We start from the raw sequence: 455 nt of genomic DNA, 5'->3' as shown, positions 1-455 counted from the left end.
GGGTCGTTGCGGGCGGTCTTGAGGTCGAGTTTGTAGAAGCGGTCCTCCAGCGCCATGCCATCGACCACGCCGCCACGCAGGTAGCCATTCAGCACACTCTCGGGCCAGGGATCGTTGGCGATGGCGAGCCAGGCAGTGGAGTACTTGTTGGTGTCGATATTGAGGAAGGCCCCCGGAATATCATGGTCCGCGGTGATGCAGGACTCGGGCAGGGGCCGAGGCTCTTCTCGGGGCACCTGGTACGGCGGGAACTGGCGCAACATGCCTTCGGGCGTGATCTTGTAGGCCTGCCACTCCCTGCGATCGAGCATCACATAGAGAAAGCCCTGGCGCAGAATGCGTGGCTGCTCCAGCCGCATGCGCACGGCCTTGACCTCGGAGCCGCGGTTCAGCGGCAGTGCCTGGGTGTACCAGGGTTCCGGGGCATAGGCGGCGCGCAGGGGCAGGATCGGCAG

At 65.1% G+C, this 455-nt stretch carries 1 protein-coding gene; it reads right to left on the bottom strand.

What is annotated here, in order from left to right; genetic code table 11:
* The coding region (locus tag DM374_RS32775) for a toxin VasX (protein WP_318531832.1) at positions 1 to 455 on the bottom strand (455 nt) is incomplete at both ends.

The organism is Pseudomonas huaxiensis, assembly GCF_003231275.1.
Taxonomy (GTDB): Bacteria; Pseudomonadota; Gammaproteobacteria; order Pseudomonadales; family Pseudomonadaceae; genus Aquipseudomonas; species Aquipseudomonas huaxiensis.
Note: the sequence above shows the minus strand (reverse complement) of the source record. Positions and strands in the feature narration are given on the sequence as shown.